Origin of the sequence: Pseudomonas fluorescens (assembly GCF_005938625.1) — a bacterium.
Lineage (GTDB): Bacteria > Pseudomonadota > Gammaproteobacteria > Pseudomonadales > Pseudomonadaceae > Aquipseudomonas > Aquipseudomonas fluorescens_BD.
Genome location: NZ_VCNJ01000020.1, coordinates 1 through 19186 on the forward strand (window position 1 = coordinate 1; position 19186 = coordinate 19186).

Here is a 19186-nt window from a genome sequence, read left to right on the forward strand (position 1 = left end):
GGGTCAGGTCTCCGGTATGCCTGTGGTGTTTCTGGAAGCCGATCGCCACAGCGACGATCGGGCACACGCGAAAACCTTCGAATGGGATGAGCTGAAAGACTTCTACGGCGGCGGCACGCTGGCCACCAAAGGCGTCAAGACGGCGGGCAACGAGACCTACGAACCGCCCTTTCGGGGAACGATCGCCATCAGCCAGAACGCCGCCGTGGTGGCTCACGAAGCGATCATGACGCGCATCGTCAAGCTGCACTTTGTACGCCCAACCGTCACCCCGGAAAGCCGTGCGGCGGCTGACCAGTTAAACGCACTGGACGGCGGCACCCTCAGCCACTTCCTGTTGCGCGCCGTGGGCAAGGAGTACGCGGTACTGGATTTGTTCGCCCAGCGCATGCCCGAATACGAAGCGAAGCTGCGCCGCCTGCACACGCATTGTTTTGCCTGCAGTACGGCCTATGTCAGCGACCAGGGCAACTGCACCAGTTGTGGTTATGACCTGCGCGGCTACATCCGCGTGGAGCGCATCAGCAAGAACCACGCTCAGTTGCTTTCGCTACTCGATGCACTGCGCCTGATTCTGAAACTGGATGAGCCTCAAATAGCCGCGACCCAGCGCCAAATCGTCCGCATGGCGATTGAGCGCCAGGCATCGATCAGCTCCGACCACCCGGCCGTTGCTGAATTCTGGGAAGTCTACGACTACCTCGAATCTCTCAACGATGACCCCTTGGTTGATCACAGCAGTGACCCGAGCGTCATCGCGATCAACCTCAACGAATTCAGCGAAAGAGCTGCTGAACACAAACAGAAACTGGCGGACGTGGCCACCCTGCGTGACCTACTGAAAGAGTCCCGCTCGCACAAGTTTCTGGAAGCAAACAAGGCCGTACATAGCGCAGTCCGCGCAGCCATTAACAGCAGGACACCCTTGGCGCCGGGTCGCCCTACCACGGTCAAGTGCTGGATCTTCAAAGCGTGAAAAGGAGGCTACACCGATGCAAATCCAAATCTTTATGGGCAATGCCGGCGACGGCAACACAAGCAAGCTGCAGGAGATCCAGAACCGGTTGGAAGGGATCGGCGAAAGCCAGCCGGTCATTCAGGCCGGTGCTTATGGGGTGGACGGACTGCTGCAGATTCTTGAGGTTCGTGCCGCAGGTGGCCAACGTGAAATCCTGGTGGACGCGTGCAGCCCACAGCAGATTTTGAGCGTAATCGAATGGCAGTCCTGCACTGAGGAAGACCCGAAGTACGCCGACCTGATCATTCACCTGGCCCGCCAGGACTGACGGAATAAAGAAGCGATGTCGAGGAGTTGCACCTCCCCGACATCAACCACCACCGAGGGCAACACCATGGAAGTACAGCACCAAAGCAGCAGTGATTCGAAGGCTAACACACTCATCAACGGTGACCCGCATGCTCGGCATCTGATGGCTATCAGAATCGTCGGTACAGCACTGTTTGATTACCAGGTGCGGAAAACCGAGGTAGCGCGGATCCGTCTCGAATGCCTTACCACTTTCGCCAAGGAATTGGGCGACATCGACGCGGCAGAGTTCGCTGTTGTCGCTCAACTACTGGCTGGCAGCTCAACAGCCAACCTAACCCCGTTTGATCGACCTAACTCACTCGAAGGAATCGCACTATGAAAACGTTGTTTGTACTGATGGCTCAATACAATGGCCAAGTGGTAATTCCGCTGGATCGAGTGTGTCAGGATTATTTCACGCACCTGACAACAGACATGTTCCAACGCAAAGTGGGGGCCGGCCAGATAAAGCTCCCTATCACTCGCATGGAGCCGAGTCAGAAAAGCGCGAAAGGTATTCATATTGCAGACCTGTCGGCTTACCTGGATGAGCAGCGCGCTGCAGCAGTCAAAGAAAGTAACCAACTGAATAGCGCGCCGCGCAGCAGTTAATTCACTTCAACGTTTTGGCGCCCAGCTTTACGGGCGCCTGCAGAATGCGCTCGAACCACTCCCAAGTTGCATAAACATCCCCTCGCCCGCGCAGGTGGGTATAACGGCGCATCGAGTTCCAATCTCGATGTCCCGACACACTCGCCACTCGCGGAATATCCCAGTCCATTTCGAAAAGCCGGCTGACGCCTTCGTGGCGCAGATCGTGAAAGTGCAAATCTGCGATGCCCAGGATTTTGCAGGCCCTTGTCCAGGACGTGGACACGGATTCAGCGCTGTAAGGAAAAATCTCAGGCAACACTTTAGGCATGGTCTGAAGTATCGCCCATGCTTCTGGCGGCAAATGACACCAGACGTCGTTACCGATCTTCTGGCCTGGATTCTTCATGTCACGAACCAGCACCCGCTGGCCAGCTTCGTCCAAGTCATCCCATAGGATCCGAGTGATCTCTTCTTGCCTACGCGTGGAAAACAACGCGAAGCCAGTCAGCTTAAGCATGTTGATAGACGTTGGACGACGGGTTTGGATACTCCGGAAGTGCGAAAGCAGTTTGTCGAGTTCGTCCAGGGTTGGCCGGCGATCGCGCTCGCGGCTTTTCATGTTGTAACCGAGCTTTTTTAATACTCGGCGGGCGTCCACCATTGCATGCGGATCCACTTCATAACCCCAAGCGGGGCGAGCGATCGAGAGAACCGCGCCCAGGTGTGCGAGATCGTTGCCAGCGGTCTGGGGCTGAACACCCCCACCCTCCTTGCCCATGCGCCATAACGCATACTCGACCAGGTGCTGGCTGCTTATATCTCTGTCGTTCAACCTTCCCAAGTAGGACTCGCTGATCGCCTTCAACGTGCCGAGCTTAGTTTTCCCGAGAGGGCGCGCCTTGGTCATTTCGGCCAAGTAGCGATCGATCATTTCCTTGATCGTCGCACCAGGTCGGTTCGCCCGCTCGATCGCACCTGGTTCGTCCAGCTCGGTTTCTCTTTTACGCACCCAAGCCTGTGCGGCCTGTTTTCGGGCGAAGGTCTGACTCTCTTGGTAAACTTGCACCCCATCGCGAAACAGGCGTATCTGTGCCGTGTAACTGGTGCTGCCGTCGGTGCGTTTCCGTGCTCTGATCGTGGCCATAGTCAACTGGTACAATTGGAAAAGTGATTGGTACATTGTACCAACCGACCTTAGAAAACGCCTATTTACCCCCTGAAATCGGCCTAGAACACGTAGAGCAAAATGGTACATAAATCAGCTACATACCCAACAAACACCGACTCTACGCTGTCTAGAAGGTTCTCCGTTGCGCCCATGATGGATTGGACCGACCGTCACTGCCGTTTCTTCCTACGCCTTCTATCGAAGAACGCCCTGCTCTACACCGAAATGGTCACCACCGGCGCGCTGCTCAACGGCGATCACGAACGTTTCCTCCGTCACAACGAAGCCGAGCACCCGCTCGCGTTGCAGTTGGGCGGTAGCGTTCCGTTGGACTTGGCCGCCTGCGCCCGCATGGCCCAGGAACACGGTTACGACGAAGTGAACTTGAACGTCGGCTGCCCAAGCGATCGTGTGCAGAACAACATGATCGGCGCGTGCCTGATGGGTCATCCGCAACTGGTGGCGGATTGTGTGAAGGCGATGCAAGACGCGGTGTCGATTCCAGTAACGGTAAAGCACCGCATCGGCATCAACGGTCGGGACAGTTACGCGGAGCTGTGTGATTTCGTCGGCACAGTCCGCGATGCCGGGTGCACCAGTTTTACCGTGCATGCGCGGATTGCGATTCTGGAGGGGTTGTCGCCGAAGGAGAATCGTGACATTCCGCCGTTGCGCTATGACGTGGCGGCGCAGCTGAAGGCGGATTTTCCGGAGTTGGAGATTGTGCTGAATGGCGGGATCAAGACGATGGAGGCTTGTCATGAGCATTTGCAGACGTTTGACGGTGTGATGTTGGGGCGTGAGGCTTATCACAATCCGTATTTGCTGGCGGAGGTGGATCAGCAGTTGTTCGGCAGTTCGGCGCCGGTGATCAGCCGGGCTGAGGCGTTGGCGCAGTTGCGTCCTTATATAGCCGAGCATTTGCAGGCCGGTGGGGCGATGCATCACATCACGCGCCATGTGCTGGGCCTGGGCACGGGGTTCCCGGGGGCGCGTAAATTCCGTCAATTGTTGTCGGTGGATATTCACAAGGCCAAGGATCCGTTGGCGTTGCTGGATCAGGCTGCCGAGTTGCTTGAAGGTCGTTGATTGATGGTTTGAATGTGCGGGTGACGCATGAGCGTTGCCCGGTGTTTTGTTGTACTGACAGGATGTCTTTTGTTTATGCCCGCGTTTACTTTTCCTGCTTTCAAGCGTTTCACCCTTCTCGCCTTGTTCAGCTTCACTTCCGACGTTTATGCGCACTGCGATGGCTTTTGCATGGGCCGTACTGATACGCCGTGGGAGGTGACGCAGTTTTCCGGCTTCACCTTGGTGTCTTTAATCCTCGCACCTATTTCGACTAGCCAGGAAACGACCGACAGCCATAAACGTGTTTACTCTGCCGAAGAACAAGAAGACGCGCGACTCTATCTGGCCAGCGACGGCATGCTGCAGGCCGCGTATTTCACCTCGGCCTTGCAGCGCTTTCGCCAGGAGTCGTCGGATTCGACATTAAACGATCTCGCCGTCGCGGCGTTGATCAGCGCTCAGTGATCAGGCGGCCGCTGCGGCAGTCCAGTTGACCCAGCCAAACAGCCACGTCGCAAGAATCAACAAACCAAACGCGATCCGATACCAGGCGAATGCGGCGTAGCTGTGGTTGGCAATAAACTTGAGCAGGCCGCGTACGGCGATCATCGCGAAGATGAACGCGGTGACGAAGCCGAGGGCGAAGACTGGCAGGTCGTTGGGCTGGAACAGTTCGCGGTATTTGTAGCCGGAGTACACGGCGGCGCCGACCATGGTCGGCATGGCGAGGAAGAACGAGAACTCGGTGGCGGCTTTGCGCGACAGACCGAAGAGCAGACCGCCGATGATGGTTGAGCCGGAGCGCGAGGTGCCGGGAATCATCGCCAGGCATTGTACGAAACCGACTTTCAGTGCGTGAGACCAGCGCATGTCGTCGACGTGTTCGACGCTGATCACATGGCTGCGCTGTTCGGCCCACAACATAATGATGCCGCCGACGACCAGTGCGACGGCGACGGTGATCGGGTTAAACAGGTATTCGTGGATGGCGTCGGCGAACAATACACCCAAGACCACGGCGGGGAGAAAGGCGATCAGCAAGTTGAGGGTGAAGCGTTGGGCATTACGTTCGGTGGGCAGGCCTTTGATGATGTCGAAGATCTTCGGTCGAAACTCCCAGACGACGGCAAGAATGGCACCCAGTTGAATAATGATGTTGAACGCCATGGCGCGTTCGCCGCCGAATTCCAGCAGGTCGGCGACGATGATCTGGTGGCCGGTACTCGAGATCGGCAAGAACTCGGTCAGGCCTTCTACCGCACCTAATATCAACACCTGGAAAAGGGTCCAGAAATCCATTAATCCTCCGTCAGAGCGCTCTTGGCGAGCGACCGGGTAATAACACTCAGGGGTTGAGTATCTGCAGTGACACCATTGACATACATAAACGCAAAAGTTCATCAGCCATAAAGATTACGTCTTATTAAAAGACACACTCAAGCCATGTTAGTAATCGTCGGCCGACGAACTACGCAGAAAATACTTAGGCCTTTTTTCAGAAAAAAGTTGCTCCGGCAATAAAGTGTGATCAATATCACATTATGCAGAGATGGCCAGACAGTGGCAGATGGACATAGACAAAGCCATCGCAATAAGCTCAAAATAGTGGCACCATTGCATATCGCCACCATCTAAGCAGTAGTTCACCCCTCCGAGAAAATCAACTAAAAGCTTGAAAAGCTTAATTATTGTTAGAAAACTCGGGAGCCACGTCTAAAAATCGCGTGAATGTTACCAATTGTCAGTCACAGATGAGAACCTGTGCTTTAACATCCCGATGTCAGCACTTAATTCGAGTCAATGCATGATGCTCTCAGGGAACTTAGCGACTAGAAGCCCGCGCCCGACAAACGACGAACCCGGTGTTCTTACTCTGGGTCGCACCCGTGGCGTGGCTGAACATTTCAAAGCGCTAGTCGCCCAGCATTTACGCACTGATATGGCGCTCGAAGCCAATGCGTACACTAGTTCATCTCAGTTGAATGAACAGTCTGGTTCGTATCGAGCGATCTTTCTGGTTATCGACAGCCCACAGGCCCTCGAAGACAATCTGGCGCTGGTCGAGAACCTGCGCAGCGACAACTTGAAGCCGATCATTTGCGCGGTCATCACCGGTCGCGGCGCCTTCAACAAGATCAAATATTATCTGGCTGGCGCGGATGTTTGTATCAAGCTCAATACCCTTTCCGACGATGGCGCCGAGTTGCTGGGCGAGTTCTTCAACAGTGAAGAATGGCAACGCGATATCGATCTGACGCTTGATCCGACCCGTATCTGCCTGATGGGCACCAGCAAGAAACTCGATATCTCGTTTGCCGAAATGAAGATCCTCGAAGCCTTCGCGCAAACCAGTAATCACATTCTGAGCCATGATGAAATTGCCAGCATCATGGGCCTCAATACCAATTTCTACGACCCTCGCGCACTGGAGAAATCAATCAGTCGCTTGCGTGGAAAAATCAAGGACATGTATGGTACAAACGCGATTCAGAGCATTCGCGGCTATGGCTATCGCCTGCTGCGGGGTCTGATATCGACTGCCTGACTCTCGGGCAGCCATCCCTTTTGCATACGTACGAAGGATCGTCTGATGCAACCATATCGTTCCAATTCTGCTTCACGCCTGTTTGAAATCAAGCAATTGAATGAGCGCGACAACACGACCCATAACAATAAAACTCCATAACATAGCAGCAGATCGAGTGGAATTTATCGAGGGCCATTCTTGGGCCCAGACCCTGCCTATCGATTACTTCCGAGGAAGTCATTGCTCGCCTGCCGATTTATCTTTTAGCCAATTTTGGTATGTATTCAGGAGAGAGACATGGAAACTAGTACAACCCTCCCAAGGAAATATTTTGTTGTCGTGACTCACAGTACAACGTCGCAACGCGAACTGGAGAGCATGCTGTCCAGTGAACGTTTCAATTCGTTTGAAGGGGTTGATTCGCCCTCTTCCGCTCCAATGGTGATGGAGTTCACATATCCAAGCATCAGTCGAAAAAATGCCCCGCGCAGTATTGAACACGATACTCAGCGAATATTGGCCACGCTCGAGTCCGAATGGCGCGCTGCGCAATCGGCCAATCCTTTCCAGAATGTCCCGGCAATCACCGGGGAAACCCGCAGCATGCCGCCTGCCATTGAAGGTGATATGCCTGGCAATGAAACCTGGCATCTTGACCCGACTCAGGGCGCACTGGTCAAAGAGGGTGTCGAAATCAATCTGACTGGCCTGGAAACAGCATTGGTCAGAAAAATGCTCAGCCATGAAGAGCGTGTTGTCAGTCGTGACGAGCTGATCCTCAGCATCGGTCGAGAACCGGAACAATATCGCGGTCTGGAAATGTGCCTGAGTCGCCTGCAAGACAAATTCAAAAGCGCCAGTAATGGAGAGCGACTGTTTCGTGCCGTCAGAAACCGTGGTTATTGCCTGATTCAGGAAATCGTCGCGTAACCCCGCAAGACTTCCACGAACAGAACAAACAGACAAAAGTGCGATTACAAAAACAACAAGAGCACTCTGTTTGGCATCATTTCCCTCCTTGAACTAAAAACTCCCTGCCTCCACCCCTCCAACAGTAACAAATACAACATCATTTATTCACCCCCTCCTCTACGACCTTTTCTAACACCCTTCTATTTAATTATTAAAAAGTTGGCACTGTGCCATCTTGTTAGAACTCGTCAGACACCATTCCAGCCAATAACTTAGTCTATTGACTGACGACAGTTCGGCATATCGATGTTGTTACCTCAGGACACTCGTTAAAACAAAAACAATAAGTCTGCATAACAACTCGGTTTTCAACTGTTGAAACCTGAATGGACGTCTTTTGGGGATACCGTATGGATCTTTCTTTAAGTATCAATCGAAGCACAGGCCTCAAGGGACTGACCTTTTGGGGCCAATGGGCGCTGGCACAAGGCTTTGTGGTGACGCTGTTGTTCATACTCGCCGAGCAGCACACCGGGACGGTCGCGTTCTACTACCGGATGTGTGCAACGCTGGCAGTACTGGCGTCGGTGCCGGCTTATACGTTTAGCGGCGTGTATCGCAAGCGTGACAATTACCTGACCGGTCTCGGTCGACTGTTCATGGGTTGGTCGATGACCATGGCGGCGCTGGCGTGCATCGCCTTTGTCTGCCAGGCCGATGAGCTGTTTTCTCGGCAGGTGATTCTGAGCTGGGCAGTGTATGGCTTCCTTGGTCAGGCGTTTCTTTACGCGCCGCTGCATGCGTTTTCCAAGTACTACCAACGGTCGCGTAAAAGCGAGCACAAGACGCTGATCGTCGGCACCGGCGAACTGGCCTTGGGTCTGGCAAAGAAACTCAGCCAGCTGGAAAATCTGCCGTTGGTAGGTTTGGTCAGCAATGGTGATGTGTCTGCGTTGGGTTCGGATGCACCGCGTGTTGTCGGTGATCAGGAACAGTTGCTGGAGCTGATCGAAGCGCATGACATCCGTCGCTTGTACATCACCCTGCCGTTGTGTGAAGCAGCGAAAATCGAGGCGATTTATGGCGATTTGCTTGGTGCCAACGTCGACGTGGTGTGGGTGCCGGACTTGAACAGTCTGACCCTGCTCAATCACTCGGTGAAGGTTGTGGACGGGCTGCCGGCGATCTACTTGAACGAGAGCCCGCTGACCAGCCGCCCTACCGCTGCTCTGAGCAAGAGTCTGGTCGAGAAAACCGTGGCGTTCCTGGCGATCATCGCGCTGAGTCCGATCCTGCTGATCATTGCGCTGGCAGTGAAGATCAACTCGCCCGGCCCGGTGTTCTTTAAACAGGATCGCCACGGCTGGAACGGCAAGGTGATCAAGGTCTGGAAGTTCCGCTCGATGCGTGTTCACGATGACCGCGATGTGAAGCAGGCCAGCCGTAATGACTCGCGCATTACCCCGGTCGGCCGCTTTATCCGCCGTACTTCGCTGGATGAGTTGCCGCAACTGTTCAACGTGTTGCAGGGGCACATGGCCCTGGTCGGCCCACGCCCGCACGCCGTCGCGCACAACAACTACTACTCGGGGAAAATCCTCGCGTACATGGCGCGTCACCGGATTAAACCGGGGATCACCGGGCTGGCGCAGATCAGCGGTTGCCGCGGTGAAACGGACACCATCGACAAGATGCAGAAGCGTGTCGAGATTGACCTGCAGTACATCAACAGCTGGTCGTTGTGGCTGGACCTGAAGATCCTGGTGAAGACGCCGTTTACGTTGCTGTCGAAGGATATTTACTGAGGTTTGAAGCTGCATACCGCAAGGGGACGAAAGTCCCCTTTTTTGTGCGTGGGATTTGGGGATGGAATCGGATATTGGATGGATGCAAAAACTGTGGGAGCGAGCCTGCTCGCGATGGCGGTGGGTCAGGCAACATTGATGCTGGATGTGCTGACGCCTTCGCGAGCAAGCTCGCTCCCACAGGGATTTGTGTTTGGCTCACGCTCTGTGGCGTAGCAAATATTCAATGTAGGAGTGAGCCTGCTCGCGATTACGGTGGGTCAGACAACAGGATGTCGACTGGTCTTGCGCTATCGCGAGCAGGCGAAGGCCTACAGGGGATTTGTGGTTGGCTCAGGCCTTGTGGCTAGACACATAACCTGTGGGAGCTGCGGTGCGACGATTCGACTTGCCAGCGATGGCGGTGGGTCAGCCAATATCAATCTTGAATGTGCCGACCTCATCGCTGGCAAGCCAGCTCCCACAGGTTTCAGAGGTTTCTCGGAGATCCGCGCTTACTCCGTGATTTTCTCGAAATTGCGATAAAACATGTCCCCTTCCCGGCTATCGGTCATCGAGTGCAGTTGGTAGCTGCGGCTCAGTCGCGCGCCACCGTCACGGGTCAGTGGTGCCCAGACCAGGTTGGCGCGGCGCATGGTCGACATGCTCATCATTTCGTCGAACGGGATCGACAGGTAGATGCCTTTGTCGAAACTACCTTCGCCGTATTCGGCACTGCCCGCCGTGGTGATCGTCGCCCACGCGCCAAAACGCACACCATTGAAGAACTCTCGAGAGATGTCCAGCGTGCCGCCCCAGTCACCGGCCAGATAACGCCCGACGCTCACCGCCGCCAGCGTATCGAACGGCAGATCGGTATACCCGGTGATATGCCCGGTCACCACCGAGTAATCACGCAACGCAAAACCCTGATCGAAATCACGCTGCCGCACCCAGTTCAGATCCGCGCCCACCGACCAGCGCTCGCCGGTCGGGCGGAACAACACCTCACCGCCAACACCGGCAAACATCGATTCCAGATAACCGCCATACACCATGCCATACCAGTCTTTATCCAACTGCTCGGCATGACTCACCTGAAACAACGGCATGGTGGTGTTAGACGTGGTCAGGTACTGACGCAAATCGGTGCGCACACGCGGCAAACCGCTCGGCGCGTCGTAGCTGAATTTATCGAAGTTGTTGGCCAGGTTGGCACTGAGCAAACCGCTCCACCATGTGTTGCGGTTGAAACGGTATTCGGCGTCGGCATCAGCACTCAATTGATAGAGCAAGCCATCCGGGCCGCCGACGTTCTGCTTGAAGCCCAGCCCCACGCCATAGCTGAAATGCTGCGGCGCTTCGGTGTAGAGGGTCTTCTCGTTGTGCGGCATCGCCGGGTTGATCTCGGTGGTGCGGTGCAGCGACTCAAGTGGCTCTTCGTTGTTGATCACTTCGCGGAAGGTCTGGCGCGGCAAACTGGTTTCTTCCAGTGGCAAGTCGTAGCGCTTGTTGACCACGGTGAACCAGTCGATGTCGTCGTTGACGCTGTTGTCGAGAATCCGGCTCGCCCGCCCGACAGCCTTGGACGAATGGAAGTAGCGCTGCTGCTCGCCATACACGATCAGCTCGGAATCACGCTGCGCGATGCGCTCGACCTTGTAGCCGGCATTCTGCTGCAAACGCTGCGAGACGTTGGCCCAGTTGACCTGATCCATCGCCGTGGTCGGTGCCTTCGCCGGCAGCGGTTCCGGGGTCGGATCGTAAGTCTTCGCCGGTGCCTTGCGGCTGACGAAATTGGTGTGAAAGGTCACGCCAAACATCGCCGTATTACCGCGCTCCCACGCCGCGCTGACATCGACCGAATCGGTGACTTTGAACACCGCGCCAAGGTTGATCGGCGAGTCCTGTTTGATCTCGTTGTCCTTCGGCTCGTGCTTGTAGTCGTTGCCTTCAAATTCGAGTTTCAGGCTGAGGCGATCCCACGGCGTCTGATAGCTCACACCACCGAAGAACGACGGCCGGCCACGAAAGTACGAACCCGAGTTGACGTCACCGGTGCCTTCCAGGGCCGGGCGGGTATCGAAGCGATCGCTGACGTAGCCCAACGGGTTGTCGATATCGCCGCGATTACCGAGATAACCCCAGGCAATCCCGGCGCTGAAATCGAAGTTGTCGTAGCGCTTGTTGGCGACGAAAAATTCACTGGAGAACAAACCGGTACCGCCGACGTCTCGGAAGCCCAGGGCCACGTCGGGCAGCCAGTGGCTTTCCTGCCACAGCCGGACTTTGACGTCGACCGCCTTGTCCTTATAGCTTTGACTGCCGCTGAGGGCCTCCGAGCCGTACGGCCGGTTGGTGATCGCGGTGTAGCGAAACGAGCCTTCGAGCCAGTCCAGCGGCTGCAACGACACGCTGTAGCGGCTGTACGGATCGGTGCGGTTGGCGTTGACGCTCAACTCGCCGGCCGGGGCCATGCGCGCGGTCGGCGTCTGCAACAGACCGGTGCCACCGAAGTCATTCTGGGTAATGCGCGGCTCGGCATGAGCCAGACCGCAAGGCAATAACAACACAGCTGCAAAACGTAACTTCAACGAACCACCTCGGCCAGCTGCGTGGCAATGAATTCGGCCAACTGCTGATTCAGTTCAGGTAGAGGCGGATCAAGATCATCATTTTTCAACGGCACCAGAATCTTGCTGCCGGCCACGGGAAAGTGCCCGCTCTCGCGATTCCAGTGGGCGATACCGACACGTTGCGAAGCGCCGTTGGGCTGGATCAGCCACAAGTAATCGGCTTCGGCATCGGCCAGAATCGAACAGCCTTGCAGGTATTCACGGGCCTCCTGCAACGGCTGATACGGCAAGTGGCACGGCTCGGCGACGGCACCCAACACTTGCACTTCGTCGACGCGCTTCGGATAGACCAGACGATCGCCGTCATCGAGGCGAATGTTGCGCGCGAAGCCGACTTCCAGCGCTACCGGATCAAGATCGGCAATCTGCCGTCCCGTCACCGGCATCTGCCGCACTTCTTCGGCAATGCGCTGCGCCAGCGCCGCACGACTTGGCCGGTCGAACAGCATCGACATGCGTTGCAGCACATCCAGGTCAAACAACACGCCGACCTTGAGCCGCGTCTGCTCCTCAATCAGCGACTGGCGCAGCAAGCCGCCCGCCAGCCAATAGCCTTCGGCATTCGGCACGGCTTCGCTGATCACATCGAGCAAACGTCCGCCCGGTGGCAACGCGACCGGCCCGGGATTGGCGACATCGCCCGACACCGTGACGGCCGCCTGACTCACACTCGCGACCAGCATCAGGCTCGCCGATAACATTTTCAGGCGCATCACGGCAGGTGCCTGCGATCAGGGGTCAGTTGCACAACCTTGACGCGCAACTGCGACGTCAGTTGCTGCTCGCTCTGCAAAATGAAACCGTCACGCGGGTCGACCCAGTAACGATTGGTCGCGCTCAGGCCAATGGCCGGAGCGTCAATGTGTTCATCGACACGCAGCACCGTGTATTCCTTGTCGAGAATCTTCAGGGTCTGTTCCGAGCGACGAGAGAAACGGCTGTTGACGATCACCCCGACTTCCTGACCCTTGTAGAGGTCGATCCAGCGCCGCGTGGTGAAACCGTCGGCGACGTGGTGCAGACCCTGCTTGAACGGCGAGTCGTCAGCCAGCCGCGTGCCGTCCAGATCACCTTCCAGGCCCAGACCAATGGTGCGCACGGCGAGGCCATTGCGCAGCAGCAGCACTTGCTTGCCGGAGGCGACCCAGAACTGCAGGTCTTCGCGCTCGCGCACCAGCGCCAGCACGCCGGAACCGGACGGCGTGGTCAGTTTCAGTTGCGGGTAGTTGACCCCGGCCACTTCGGCCGCCGACACGTCGACTTCATCCGGGCCGACGACCGCCGCTTTAAGGTTATTCAACGAAGCGCTCATCAGCGGGTTACAGCCGCACAGCAACGAGGCCGCCATCAGGCACAGGCCAACTTTCAAAATATTCAAAGTCGGCGGCCTTATTTGCTGTTGTTACTGTATTCGCTCCAGTTCTTCGCAGCGGAAGCGCCAGTGCCGACAATCGATGCCGACGGCACCAATTGGCTGATCAGACGGTTCCAGCGAGTCACGTTGGCAGGCCCGACATACACCACGTCCTGCGGGCGGACTTCGAAGTGCGAGGCGAGCGCCATGGCGGTCGGCGATTCGGCTTCCAGCTGGTAGATCTTGGCCGGTTCGACATCAAGGTTTTCCACGCCACGAATGACGTAGACCGCGTTGCCATTGGAGGTGGTCTGGGCCAGGCCGCCGACCGAACCGAGCACGTCGGTGAGGTTCATCGTCGCAGTCTTGAAACTCAGCGCACGGGGCTGATTGACCTCGCCCATCACGTAGATGCGCTTGTTGTCGTTGTACGGCAGATACAGCTGATCGCCGCCCTTGAGGTAGACGTTCTGCAACTCGGAATCCTGCTGATTGAGCGAGTCGAGGTTGAGCGGATAAGTGCGCCCCTTACGCGTCAGCAGCAGCCCGGACAAATCGGCGTTGTTGGTATCGATACCGGCCGAACCGAGGGCTTCGACCACGCTCAGTGGATTGGTGGAAATTGCTTGCGGGCCGGCCTTGGCCACCGCGCCGGTGACCACGACTTTCTGACTGGCGAAACGCAACACCGCGACATCGACCTGCGGTTCGGCAATGAACGCCGACAAGCGTTGCTCGATGTCCGAGCGCAGTTGCTGGATGGTCCGGCCGGTGGCCTGGACTTCCTTGATGAACGGGTAGTAGAGCGTGCCATCGGAGCGCACCAGACGGCCGTTGGCATCGATCTGTTGTTGCGCGCCGGAGGGGGCCGTCAGCTCAGGGTGATCCCACACGGTGATGTACAGAACATCGTTGTTGCCGATGCGGTATTCGGCCGGCGTTGCCAGCAGCTCCGGCGGCAGCGACTCACGCTTTTGCGTGGCGCGGTTCATGGCGATCAGCTTGGGCGTGATCGGAATCAGCTCGACCCGGCTGCTTTCGCTGGCACCCTGGCGGGTGATGTCACTGGTGCTGAGGTATTGACCGGGGGAAAACATGCAACCTTGCAAAGCGAGACTTGCCAACATTAAAAGATAAACACTACGAGTCATAATGGCACTACGCTATTCAAGGGCGAATCCAAAAACAAAGTCACCCGACTTGCGTCGGGCGACCCTGTACTGCACTAACAGAACTTCCTGTTAGTTATGCGTGCCGGTTGTACCGGTGGTACCCGTCGTACCGGTGGTACCGCCGTTGGCACTGCCACCGCTGTTAGACGCCGCTACAGCACTGGCAACCATTGCAGTACTGGCTGCGGGCGCTTGAGAAGCCGCCACGTTGCCACCTACATTGGTTACCGCTGTCAGCGGTGCTTCAGCGGCGGCAGCCCAGTTGCTCAACATCGTCAACAGGGCTACTGCCATCACTTTTTTCATATCAACTCCTTTCTAACATTCGACCTGTTAAAAAACCGGCCTGAGTTAGCGGTGGTGAGTTCAAGTCCGCAAAAAGCGCGAACAAGATCCGTCGTTCTTTCACAGTCTTACCCAACTGATAAAAGTCGAACGGCAGGTTTATATCTACGGACTTGCAAAAGGCATTGCCAGTGTAATTTCCAGACGTTATCTAACAACCTGACTGAAAATAACATTGGACTAAATGGCCATCATCGCGAGTAGCCTTGAGGATGATTCGATTGCCAGCGCCAAGTATCAGTGACCATGTCCTGCAAGTTGCGCGTAGCTTTCCAGCCTAATTCTTTGGCCGCCTTGGAAGCATCGGCCCAACTCTCGGCGATATCCCCGGAACGGCGCGGCATCATCCGATACGGCACCGGCTGCCCGCAGGCCTGTTCGAAGGCGTGGAGCACTTGCAGCACGCTATAGCCATCGCCGGTGCCGAGGTTCCAGGTATGAATGCCGGTGCGTTCGGAAATGGACTGCAGCGCCTTCAAGTGGCCGTCCGCCAGATCGACGACATGGATGTAATCGCGCACACCGGTACCGTCGATGGTCGGGTAATCGTTACCGAAGATCGACAACTCTTGCAGGCTGCCGACCGCGACCTGACTGATGTAAGGCACCAGATTATTCGGGATGCCGTTGGGGTCTTCGCCCATGTGCCCGCTGGCGTGGGCGCCGATCGGGTTGAAGTAGCGCAGCAAGGCGATGCTCCAGCGCGGCTCGGCCTGGCTAAGGTCTCGCAGGACGTTCTCGACGATCAGCTTGGACTGGCCGTAGGGATTGGTTGGATTGCCGGTGGGGAAATCCTCGCGAATCGGCATCTGCTCAGGCTCGCCATACACCGTGGCCGACGAGCTGAACACCAGCCGGAACACCCCCGCCGCCGCCATCGCCTGGCACAGATTGATGCTGCCGCTGACGTTGGTCTCATAGTACTCGAGCGGCTTGCGCACGCTCTCGCCGACCGCTTTCAGACCGGCAAAATGCAGCACCGCTTCAATGTTGTGCTCGCGGAAAATCCGGTCGAGCAGTGCCCGGTCGCAGACATCGCCGCGAATCATCCAGGCACTCTTGCCGCAAATGCCCTCAACGGCGTGCAACGCGGCTTCACTGCTGTTGCAAAGATTATCCAGTACGACAACTTCATAACCTGCTTCAAGCAGCGCAAGTGTGGTGTGCGAGCCGATATAGCCGGCACCACCCGTTACCAGAATCTTCATAGCGCGATCCGTCTTTGAATGAGTGACAAGTAGCGTGTCAAGCCTGATTCATTGAAGATGTGTCACAATCCACATAAATAAGGCGACAACAACCGAAAACAAAACTAGTTCAATGACTGGCAATAAATATTTTTGCAGGTCACACTGTATTGCCCGCTACTTATTAGCACTCCCTGCGCACTCATCACTATCAACAGATACCGACTAAAAATAACTATCAAGTAACTAACCGACATCTCATAACATTGTCGTGTTTTACCGCCACTCGCATTTGCCATTAATAACCTGACTCAGGTATTAAAGTAAGCCTTCAATCCAACATTGAACTTGTACGCCCTTTATTAGTGCGCGCATCTGTCGCCTGTGTTCCATGACTGTCCAGGATACTTTTATGATTCGTAAATGTTTGTTCCCCGCTGCCGGCTATGGCACGCGTTTCTTGCCGGCTACCAAAGCCATGCCGAAAGAGATGCTGCCGATCGTCAACAAGCCGTTGATCGAATACGCCGTCGAAGAAGCGCGGGACGCCGGCCTGCAACACATGGCCATCGTCACCGGTCGCGGCAAGCGTGCGCTGGAAGACCATTTCGACATCAGCTACGAACTCGAACACCAGATCCGTGGTACCGAGAAAGAGAAGTTTCTCGCCGGCACCCGCGAGCTGATCGACACCTGCACCTTCTCCTACACCCGTCAGGTGGAAATGAAGGGCCTGGGCCACGCGATTCTCAGCGGTCGCCCACTCATCGGCGATGAGCCGTTTGCCGTGGTGCTGGCTGATGACCTGTGCCTGAACCTGGAAGGTGACGGCGTGCTCACGCAGATGATTGAGCTGTACAAGAAATTTCGCTGCTCGATCGTCGCCATCCAGGAAGTCCCGGCCGACCAGACCCACAAGTACGGGGTGATCGCCGGCGAACTGATGTCCGACGGCATCTATCGGGTCAACAACATGGTGGAAAAACCGGCCCCGCAAGACGCGCCATCGAACCTGGCGATCATCGGTCGCTACATTCTCACCCCGGACATCTTCGACCTGATCGCCGACACCCAACCGGGCAAGGGCGGCGAGATCCAGATCACCGACGCGCTGATGAAACAGGCGCAGAACGGTTGCGTGCTGGCCTACAAATTCAAAGGTCTGCGCTTTGACTGCGGTGACGCCGAGGGTTACTTGCAGGCGACCAATTTCTGCTACGAAAACGTTTATCTCAAGGGCCGCTGAGACGGCTCCCCCACCCAACGAGGCCACCATGAACATTGCACAACATTCCGTAGAGATTGAACGCGAGGTGGGTAACCTCGGGGTGATGAGTTGGTTGTCACGCCATCAGCCGTTGCCCAGCGCCAACGAAACCTGGCTGGGCACGATTTTGCTGGTGGAGCGGATTGGCGTGTTTCCGGCGTCCGGTGATATTCGCCGGCCGTTGCGCGACCCCTATCCGCTGCTCGCGCATCTGAAAAAGCTGTATGGCGAGCAGGCGCTGGAAATGGATGACCGTGATGGTCTGAAAGTGATCTTCAGCGACTGGCGTTTTCGCGTGCGGATTTGCTGCAACGACCCGGCGATCATCATTAACGTTGAGACGCGGTGCGATACGCGGTTGATGCCGCAGAAGATTGCGGAATTGCTTGAGCAAGTCGACACGTTCGAATAGCTCCCCCCACCTGATCGTTCCCACGCTCTGCGTGGGAATGCATCCAGTGACGCTCTGCGTCACACAGCGAGGGGACGCGGAGCGTCCCGGGCGGCATTCCCACGCGGCGCGTGGGAACGATCACCGCTCTGGGGTTTGCGTTTTATTTAGGGGCGGTGTCGCAACGATCCTTGGCGCCCATGATCCAGCCATAAAAGTAATCAGCAATCACCTTCCCACCCGTGGCCGGTACCGGATGAATCTTGTCCGGGCCGATCATCGCGGCCGCGTAGCGTTTGACGTCCGGCCCGAACGCGCATTGCAGGTTGGCATACCCCAGATGCTGCTCACGTGCCCACGGTTCAAGCACCTGCGCGTACGCCGACATTGGGTAAGCGCTGGAGCGCGTGGTGTCCTGGCGCATGATCAGGTTGATGCTCGCCTGCGGTTGAATCTCACGCAACATCCCGACCAAACCCTGAACGTTCTGCAGGTACTGCGCAGGCTTCACGCCGAAGCCCTGATCGTTGCCACCGAGCATGATCAGATAAACGTCCGCAGGAATCTTCGATACTGCGGCTTTCCACTGCACCTGCCATTGCGGATCCTGGTGATAGAAATCCGCAGAGGCAGCGCCGGAGGCCGCCAGTTTTGAGACCCGCACGCCGTTCTGATCGTTGCTCATCCACAGACCAAAAAACGTCGGCGCGCCCTTCACCACTTCCAGCTTGAAGGACCAGTCTTTCGCTGCCGAAAGACCTGTCAGCGCGACCTCTTGAACGCCCGAACCTTGAAGCTTCAGGGGTTGCCAGTCTTGCGCGGGAGACCAGCGATAGCGGATGTCGCTGGATTCGCCATTACCCAGGTAAAGCAATTTCGCCTGAGTAACCGCCGTATCAAGGCGCGGCGTCGGACTCGCATCCACTTGCAACCATGCACCGGGCCGGCCTGTCACCGTGCGACTGTCCGGACTCGCCTGGCCCAGGTCTGAAACCTTCCAGTCGCCGCCGAAGTACTTGTCACTGCTGCGGGTGTATTTGAAATGCGTGCCGCCCAGCGCCGCGCCGTGGTTGAAACCGACGTAACCCGGCCCGGCAAATCCCGCCTCCCCGGCCACGCGCTGCACCAGTTTGTTCAGATAGAAATCCTGCCCGGCGCTGTAGCTGTCGCCGATCACCGAAACCGATAAGACTTTGCCAGCCTTGCCTTCACGCCACTGTGCAAAACGCTCGCGGGCATCGCCCACCTGAACCACCGACGCCGCGACGGGTTGAGCGTCATCTACTGCCAACATGCAAAATTTCCTTCAGTCTGGAATGGCCCAATGAATAACGGGATGTACACAGATCAACTGTAGGAGCTGTCGAGTGAAACGAGGCTGCGATCTTTTGATCCTGCGCTTCAAAAACAAGATCAAAAGATCGCAGCGTGCCGCAGCTCCTACAAGAGATCTTGTGTACGACACGGAT

19 protein-coding genes and 1 pseudogene are annotated in these 19186 nt (G+C 56.6%); 11 read left to right on the plus strand and 9 right to left on the minus strand.

Features of this window, described 5'->3' with window-relative positions; genetic code table 11:
* From FGA82_RS13405 to FGA82_RS13420, 4 genes and pseudogenes are all read left to right on the plus strand, one after another.
* Positions 1-976: pseudogene (locus FGA82_RS13405) on the plus strand (bifunctional DNA primase/helicase); the annotation flags it as partial.
* A 16-nt stretch (positions 977-992) separates the two neighbouring features.
* A complete protein-coding gene (locus FGA82_RS13410; protein WP_141127440.1) occupies positions 993-1286 on the plus strand; it encodes a hypothetical protein in 294 nt (97 codons plus the stop codon).
* Between the two features lie 66 nt (positions 1287-1352).
* Positions 1353-1649 (plus strand): hypothetical protein, encoded by a 297-nt coding sequence (locus FGA82_RS13415; protein ID WP_141127441.1) that lies wholly within the window; start codon positions 1353-1355, stop codon positions 1647-1649.
* Entirely contained in the window at positions 1646-1921 is a 276-nt protein-coding gene (locus tag FGA82_RS13420) for a pyocin activator PrtN family protein (protein ID WP_064392767.1), read from the plus strand. Before FGA82_RS13415 ends, FGA82_RS13420 begins: the two co-directional genes overlap by 4 nt.
* A gap of 1 nt (position 1922) precedes the next feature.
* Here FGA82_RS13420 and FGA82_RS13425 read toward each other — a convergent pair whose 3' ends face one another.
* The gene (locus FGA82_RS13425; RefSeq protein ID WP_141127442.1) at positions 1923-3047 is read right to left on the minus strand and encodes a site-specific integrase; all 1125 of its coding nucleotides are present in this window, start codon (positions 3045-3047) and stop codon (positions 1923-1925) included.
* A gap of 102 nt (positions 3048-3149) precedes the next feature.
* Here FGA82_RS13425 and dusA point away from each other — a divergent pair, with 102 nt between their 5' ends.
* Entirely contained in the window at positions 3150-4160 is a 1011-nt protein-coding gene (gene dusA / locus FGA82_RS13430; RefSeq protein ID WP_141127443.1) for a tRNA dihydrouridine(20/20a) synthase DusA, read from the plus strand.
* 75 nt (positions 4161-4235) lie between these two features.
* Positions 4236-4607 carry a DUF2388 domain-containing protein gene (locus tag FGA82_RS13435; protein WP_141127444.1) on the plus strand — a complete coding sequence of 124 codons (372 nt, stop codon included), beginning with the start codon at positions 4236-4238 and terminating at the stop codon, positions 4605-4607.
* Here the strand turns inward: FGA82_RS13435 and FGA82_RS13440 are convergent, their stop codons facing one another.
* Complete coding sequence (locus FGA82_RS13440; protein ID WP_141127445.1) at positions 4608-5441, minus strand: undecaprenyl-diphosphate phosphatase; 834 nt, start codon at positions 5439-5441, stop codon at positions 4608-4610.
* A 505-nt stretch (positions 5442-5946) separates the two neighbouring features.
* Here FGA82_RS13440 and FGA82_RS13445 point away from each other — a divergent pair.
* The 3 genes from FGA82_RS13445 to FGA82_RS13455 all read left to right on the plus strand — a co-directional run bounded on the left by FGA82_RS13445 (position 5947) and on the right by FGA82_RS13455 (position 9386).
* Positions 5947-6687 carry a winged helix-turn-helix domain-containing protein gene (locus FGA82_RS13445; RefSeq protein WP_141127500.1) on the plus strand — a complete coding sequence of 247 codons (741 nt, stop codon included), beginning with the start codon at positions 5947-5949 and terminating at the stop codon, positions 6685-6687.
* A 279-nt stretch (positions 6688-6966) separates the two neighbouring features.
* Positions 6967-7599 carry a winged helix-turn-helix domain-containing protein gene (locus FGA82_RS13450; RefSeq protein WP_141127446.1) on the plus strand — a complete coding sequence of 211 codons (633 nt, stop codon included), beginning with the start codon at positions 6967-6969 and terminating at the stop codon, positions 7597-7599.
* A gap of 392 nt (positions 7600-7991) precedes the next feature.
* Positions 7992-9386, plus strand: coding sequence for an undecaprenyl-phosphate glucose phosphotransferase (locus FGA82_RS13455; RefSeq protein WP_095121080.1), 1395 nt, complete (start codon positions 7992-7994; stop codon positions 9384-9386).
* 494 nt (positions 9387-9880) lie between these two features.
* Here FGA82_RS13455 and FGA82_RS13465 read toward each other — a convergent pair whose 3' ends face one another.
* The 6 genes from FGA82_RS13465 to galE all read right to left on the minus strand — a co-directional run bounded on the left by FGA82_RS13465 (position 9881) and on the right by galE (position 16080).
* Complete coding sequence (locus tag FGA82_RS13465; protein ID WP_141127448.1) at positions 9881-11959, minus strand: YjbH domain-containing protein; 2079 nt, start codon at positions 11957-11959, stop codon at positions 9881-9883.
* Positions 11956-12714 carry a capsule biosynthesis GfcC family protein gene (locus FGA82_RS13470; protein WP_141127501.1) on the minus strand — a complete coding sequence of 253 codons (759 nt, stop codon included), beginning with the start codon at positions 12712-12714 and terminating at the stop codon, positions 11956-11958. Before FGA82_RS13470 ends, FGA82_RS13465 begins: the two co-directional genes overlap by 4 nt.
* Positions 12714-13379 carry a YjbF family lipoprotein gene (locus tag FGA82_RS13475; protein WP_141127449.1) on the minus strand — a complete coding sequence of 222 codons (666 nt, stop codon included), beginning with the start codon at positions 13377-13379 and terminating at the stop codon, positions 12714-12716. The genes FGA82_RS13470 and FGA82_RS13475 overlap by 1 nt, the downstream gene beginning before the upstream one ends.
* Before the next feature lie 11 nt (positions 13380-13390).
* The gene (locus tag FGA82_RS13480) at positions 13391-14452 is read right to left on the minus strand and encodes a polysaccharide biosynthesis/export family protein (protein ID WP_049802139.1); all 1062 of its coding nucleotides are present in this window, start codon (positions 14450-14452) and stop codon (positions 13391-13393) included.
* Positions 14453-14596: 144 nt separating this feature from the next.
* Complete coding sequence (locus FGA82_RS13485) at positions 14597-14833, minus strand: hypothetical protein (protein WP_007910552.1); 237 nt, start codon at positions 14831-14833, stop codon at positions 14597-14599.
* A gap of 230 nt (positions 14834-15063) precedes the next feature.
* Complete coding sequence (gene galE / locus FGA82_RS13490; RefSeq protein WP_141127450.1) at positions 15064-16080, minus strand: UDP-glucose 4-epimerase GalE; 1017 nt, start codon at positions 16078-16080, stop codon at positions 15064-15066.
* Positions 16081-16471: 391 nt separating this feature from the next.
* Between galE and galU the strand changes: the two genes are divergently transcribed.
* Positions 16472-17305 (plus strand): UTP--glucose-1-phosphate uridylyltransferase GalU, encoded by an 834-nt coding sequence (galU, locus tag FGA82_RS13495; protein ID WP_007910549.1) that lies wholly within the window; start codon positions 16472-16474, stop codon positions 17303-17305.
* A gap of 28 nt (positions 17306-17333) precedes the next feature.
* Positions 17334-17738 carry a mannose-1-phosphate guanylyltransferase gene (locus FGA82_RS13500; protein WP_141127451.1) on the plus strand — a complete coding sequence of 135 codons (405 nt, stop codon included), beginning with the start codon at positions 17334-17336 and terminating at the stop codon, positions 17736-17738.
* A 142-nt stretch (positions 17739-17880) separates the two neighbouring features.
* Here the strand turns inward: FGA82_RS13500 and FGA82_RS13510 are convergent, their stop codons facing one another.
* Positions 17881-19011 (minus strand): SGNH/GDSL hydrolase family protein, encoded by a 1131-nt coding sequence (locus FGA82_RS13510; protein ID WP_141127452.1) that lies wholly within the window; start codon positions 19009-19011, stop codon positions 17881-17883.
* Between the last annotated feature and the right edge of the window lie 175 nt (positions 19012-19186).

Coding starts and splice junctions, on each gene's coding strand:
- FGA82_RS13410 (WP_141127440.1), top strand. CDS start 993: ATGCAAATCCAAATCTTTATGGGCAATGCCGGCGACGGCAACACAAGC.
- FGA82_RS13415 (WP_141127441.1), top strand. CDS start 1,353: ATGGAAGTACAGCACCAAAGCAGCAGTGATTCGAAGGCTAACACACTC.
- FGA82_RS13420 (WP_064392767.1), top strand. CDS start 1,646: ATGAAAACGTTGTTTGTACTGATGGCTCAATACAATGGCCAAGTGGTA.
- FGA82_RS13425 (WP_141127442.1), bottom strand. CDS start 3,047: ATGGCCACGATCAGAGCACGGAAACGCACCGACGGCAGCACCAGTTAC.
- dusA (WP_141127443.1), top strand. CDS start 3,150: ATGGTACATAAATCAGCTACATACCCAACAAACACCGACTCTACGCTG.
- FGA82_RS13435 (WP_141127444.1), top strand. CDS start 4,236: ATGCCCGCGTTTACTTTTCCTGCTTTCAAGCGTTTCACCCTTCTCGCC.
- FGA82_RS13440 (WP_141127445.1), bottom strand. CDS start 5,441: ATGGATTTCTGGACCCTTTTCCAGGTGTTGATATTAGGTGCGGTAGAA.
- FGA82_RS13445 (WP_141127500.1), top strand. CDS start 5,947: ATGATGCTCTCAGGGAACTTAGCGACTAGAAGCCCGCGCCCGACAAAC.
- FGA82_RS13450 (WP_141127446.1), top strand. CDS start 6,967: ATGGAAACTAGTACAACCCTCCCAAGGAAATATTTTGTTGTCGTGACT.
- FGA82_RS13455 (WP_095121080.1), top strand. CDS start 7,992: ATGGATCTTTCTTTAAGTATCAATCGAAGCACAGGCCTCAAGGGACTG.
- FGA82_RS13470 (WP_141127501.1), bottom strand. CDS start 12,714: ATGCGCCTGAAAATGTTATCGGCGAGCCTGATGCTGGTCGCGAGTGTG.
- FGA82_RS13480 (WP_049802139.1), bottom strand. CDS start 14,452: ATGTTTTCCCCCGGTCAATACCTCAGCACCAGTGACATCACCCGCCAG.
- FGA82_RS13485 (WP_007910552.1), bottom strand. CDS start 14,833: ATGAAAAAAGTGATGGCAGTAGCCCTGTTGACGATGTTGAGCAACTGG.
- galE (WP_141127450.1), bottom strand. CDS start 16,080: ATGAAGATTCTGGTAACGGGTGGTGCCGGCTATATCGGCTCGCACACC.
- galU (WP_007910549.1), top strand. CDS start 16,472: ATGATTCGTAAATGTTTGTTCCCCGCTGCCGGCTATGGCACGCGTTTC.
- FGA82_RS13500 (WP_141127451.1), top strand. CDS start 17,334: ATGAACATTGCACAACATTCCGTAGAGATTGAACGCGAGGTGGGTAAC.
- FGA82_RS13510 (WP_141127452.1), bottom strand. CDS start 19,011: ATGTTGGCAGTAGATGACGCTCAACCCGTCGCGGCGTCGGTGGTTCAG.